We start from the raw sequence: 3,931 nt of genomic DNA, 5'->3' as shown, positions 1-3,931 counted from the left end.
TTAATATTAAAAAAAAGAAGGAATATAAAATTTAATGTAGAATTACTAAGTATACAGTATAATTTTCAGGGGGAGATATATAATGGATAAAGTAAAAGTAGCAATTGTAGATGACAATAAAGAATTTTGTCAAATAATCAACAGAGTTATTGTGGAACAAAAAGAGTTTGAGGTAGTAGGAATTGCTAACGATGGGATTGATGCACTAAAACTAGTAGAGAAAGAAAAACCAGATATACTAATTTTAGATATAATCATGCCAAATTTAGATGGATTAGGGGTATTAGAAAAACTTAATAATGATTATGATGACTATTTTCCAAAAGTAGTTATATTATCAGCGGTAGGTCAAGATAATATAACTCAACGGGCAATGAAACTTGGAGCTTCTTACTATATTATTAAACCGTTTGATTTTAATATGTTTATTGACAGGTTAAAACAAATAAATAATATGGGATCAAGTACATCATCATATAAAGAAAAAAATATATCTTTAAAAGAAGAACCTTCTATAAAAAAGGAAGTAAATTTAGAATCTAAAATCACCAAAATAATTCAAGAAATAGGAGTACCAGCACATATTAAAGGATATTTATATATAAGAAAAGCGATACAAATAGTTGTAGATGATATGGACTATTTAGGAGCTATTACTAAAGAATTATATCCTGCAGTAGCAAAAGAATACAATACTATTACAAGTAGAGTAGAAAGAGCTATACGTCATGCAATAGAAGTTGCTTGGAATAGAGGAGATGTAGAAACTTTAGAAAGAATATTTGGCTATACTATAAGTAACAATAAAGGCAAACCTACGAATAGTGAATTTATAGCATTAATTGCTGATAGACTAAGGTTAGAAATGCAAGAAGTAGAATCGATATAAATTATATTCAACTCTAAATTGACTCTTTATTTTTGTATTTATATGATATAATGGTGTTTAAATATTAATATTATAAATTAAAAGATAAATAATGGAGGTATTGAATTAATGCTTTATGAAGAAAAAACTATGAAATCTGATAAAGTTTATGAAGGAAAAATTCTAAACTTAAAGGTAGATACTGTAGAAATGCCTGATAAAAAATATTCAAAACGGGAAATTATTGAACACTCTGGAGGAGTTGCAATGATTGCTCTGACCTCTAACGATTCTCTGATTCTAGTAAAACAATATAGAAAAGCAGTAGAAGATTTTTTGATAGAACTTCCTGCAGGAAAATTAGAGTTGAATGAAGAGCCTAGAGAGACAGCTATTAGAGAATTAAAAGAAGAAATTGGAATGGAATCTAATAAGTTAACTTATTTATCAGAATTCTATACTTCACCTGGTTATTGTAATGAAAAAATCCATCTTTTTTTAGCAGAAGATTTGAAGAAAGGCGATTTTGAACAAGAAGAAGGAGAGTTTCTAGAAGTATTAGAATTTAATATTGATGAATTAGTAAAAATGGTTAAAATGGGTGATATAATAGATAGTAAAACTATTATTGGTATATTTATTGCCAAAGAAATAATTGAAGGAAGATAAAACAGTTATAATTTTGTCCTTTTTTGAATACATTGTTTAAAAGAGCTTGTATTAGAAGGAGGACTTTAAATTGTTATACAGTAATACATTAAAAATTTTAAAAAAACACATACAAAATTATTTTATATTTTATTTTATATTATTTTGTAGCTTTATTTTAGGAAATATATTAGGAACATTTATATTAAAAAAACTGACTTATAATTCTAATGTTATGATATTTACATGGTTTCATCCATTTTTAGATGCTATAAATGATTACACTAAATTTATGATATTTAAGAAAGCTTTTTTATATAATATATTTTTATTAATAGTGATATTAAGTTTAGGTATATTTAATTTAGGATATATTTTTATACCAATAATAATTTTGATTTTAGGTATGACAGTAGGATTTAGAGTGGGATTTTTAGTTACATATATAAAATTAAAAGGTTTTTGGTTATCTATCGTGGGGATTTTCCCACAACATATATTTTTTCTTATATTTTTTTTAGGGATAGGTTCCTTATCTATGACATTGTCACAAAATCCTTTTAGTAGATTAAAATCTAATACCCCTCCTATAAAGGTATTAAGAAATAAAGATTATATAATATTATTTAGTTTCTTTCTTATATTTTGTTTGTTAGGAATCATTGTTGAAGTTTTTTGTTCACCTATATTAAAACTTATTTTAAATGATATAATTTAATAATTAAAATTATAATAAATAAAGGCAGGGAAAGTAATGAGAATATACGATATTATTAAAAGAAAAAGAGATGGATTCAGTCTATCTAAGGAAGAAATAGAATATTTTATAAATGGATATACTGATGGGAAAATACCAGATTATCAAATTGCCTCATTACTTATGGCTATATTTTTAAATAAGATGAATGATAAAGAAACACTTTATCTTACAAGAGCTATGGTAGAATCAGGTGAAAAAGTAGACTTATCAAGTATAAAAGGAATAAAGATAGATAAACACTCAACTGGTGGAGTAGGGGATAGCATTACATTAGTATTAGGACCTATGATAGCGGCATGTGAAGTTCCATTTGTAAAAATGTCTGGTCGAGGTTTAGGACACAGTGGTGGGACTTTAGACAAATTAGAATCAATAAACAATTTTAAGGTAGATATATCTAAAGAAGATTTTATACAAAATACTAATAAAATAAATATATCTATTTGTAGCCAAACCACTAATATAACTCCAGCAGATAAGAAACTTTACGCATTAAGAGATGTAACAGCTACAGTTGATAATATTTCTCTTATATCTAGTAGTATAATGAGTAAAAAATTGGCTGTGAATTCTAATGGCATAATCTTAGATGTCAAAGTTGGCAGTGGTGCGTTTATGAAAGATTTAAAAGAAGCTAAGAATTTGGCTAGAACAATGGTTAATATAGGTAAAAATTATGGTAGGGACACAATAGCAATAGTAACTAATATGGATCAACCTTTAGGCAAGGCAATTGGTAATAATTTAGAAGTAAAAGAAGCTATTGAAACCTTGAAAGGAAAAGGACCTAAAGATTTGTTAGAGTTAGCTTTAATACTAGGTTCTAAATCATTAGTTTTAGCCAAAGAAGTTCAAACAGAAAAAGAAGGAAGAAAAGTTTTAGAAGAAGCTATTAATTCAGGAAAGGCATATAATAAATTTATAGAATTAGTTAAATACCAATATGGTGATATAAAAGAGATAGAAAATCCTGACTTGTTTCCAAGAGCTAAATATATTATAGAAGTAAACTCTAAAAAAGAAGGATTTATTAAAAAGATAAATGCTGAAGAAATTGGAAAATGTGCTTTAAAATTGGGAGCTGGGCGTGAAACTTTAGAAACAGAAATAGACTTATCAGCTGGTATCATATTAAATAAAAAAGTGGATGATTATATAAATTTAGATGAAACACTAGCTTATATTCACACAAATGATAAAATAAAAGGTGAGGAAGTCAAAGAACAGATATTAGACATATATATAATTGGTAAAAAGAATATAAAAGATCAAAAATTAATATTGGATGAAATTTATTAAACATTAATTTATTGTGTCTTCTTAGATTAATCATATAATATGAATTACTTGAATACTATATTTATAAATATAGTATTGGGGGTGTTTATATGAAGAAAAGATTTTTATCGATTATACTAGTTTTATCCATAATATTAATTTCAACAATTTCATATGGTGAAATAAATATAGAATCAAAATCATCTTTACTTATGGATTATAGTTCTGGTAAAATTCTTTATGCAAATAATGAAAACGAAAAATTAGCTCCAGCAAGTATAACAAAGATTATGACCTTGCTAATCGTAATGGAATCAATAAAAAACAATAAAATACAACTAAATGATGAAGTTCAAATTAGTAAGTATGCTTCTAGT

At 25.8% G+C, this 3,931-nt stretch carries 5 protein-coding genes; all 5 read left to right on the top strand.

Annotated elements, in window-relative coordinates; genetic code table 11:
* Positions 1-82 precede the first annotated feature (82 nt).
* Positions 83-889, top strand: coding sequence for a sporulation transcription factor Spo0A (spo0A, locus tag ACTHW2_RS11705; RefSeq protein ID WP_442264098.1), 807 nt, complete (start codon positions 83-85; stop codon positions 887-889).
* A gap of 108 nt (positions 890-997) precedes the next feature.
* Entirely contained in the window at positions 998-1,537 is a 540-nt protein-coding gene (locus ACTHW2_RS11700; protein ID WP_442264097.1) for an NUDIX hydrolase, read from the top strand.
* A gap of 70 nt (positions 1,538-1,607) precedes the next feature.
* Positions 1,608-2,234, top strand: a complete 627-nt coding sequence (locus ACTHW2_RS11695; protein WP_442264096.1) for a stage II sporulation protein M — start codon at positions 1,608-1,610, stop codon at positions 2,232-2,234.
* 36 nt (positions 2,235-2,270) lie between these two features.
* Positions 2,271-3,575 carry a pyrimidine-nucleoside phosphorylase gene (locus ACTHW2_RS11690; protein WP_442264095.1) on the top strand — a complete coding sequence of 435 codons (1,305 nt, stop codon included), beginning with the start codon at positions 2,271-2,273 and terminating at the stop codon, positions 3,573-3,575.
* An 89-nt stretch (positions 3,576-3,664) separates the two neighbouring features.
* The coding region (locus tag ACTHW2_RS11685; RefSeq protein ID WP_442264094.1) for a serine hydrolase at positions 3,665-3,931 on the top strand (267 nt) is incomplete at its 3' end.

It is taken from the genome of Tissierella sp. (assembly GCF_052089545.1).
Taxonomy (GTDB): Bacteria; Bacillota; Clostridia; order Tissierellales; family Tissierellaceae; genus Tissierella_A.
This window is presented reverse-complemented; position numbering and strand designations above follow the sequence as displayed.

Coding starts and splice junctions, on each gene's coding strand:
- ACTHW2_RS11690 (WP_442264095.1), top strand. CDS start 2,271: ATGAGAATATACGATATTATTAAAAGAAAAAGAGATGGATTCAGTCTA.
- ACTHW2_RS11700 (WP_442264097.1), top strand. CDS start 998: ATGCTTTATGAAGAAAAAACTATGAAATCTGATAAAGTTTATGAAGGA.
- spo0A (WP_442264098.1), top strand. CDS start 83: ATGGATAAAGTAAAAGTAGCAATTGTAGATGACAATAAAGAATTTTGT.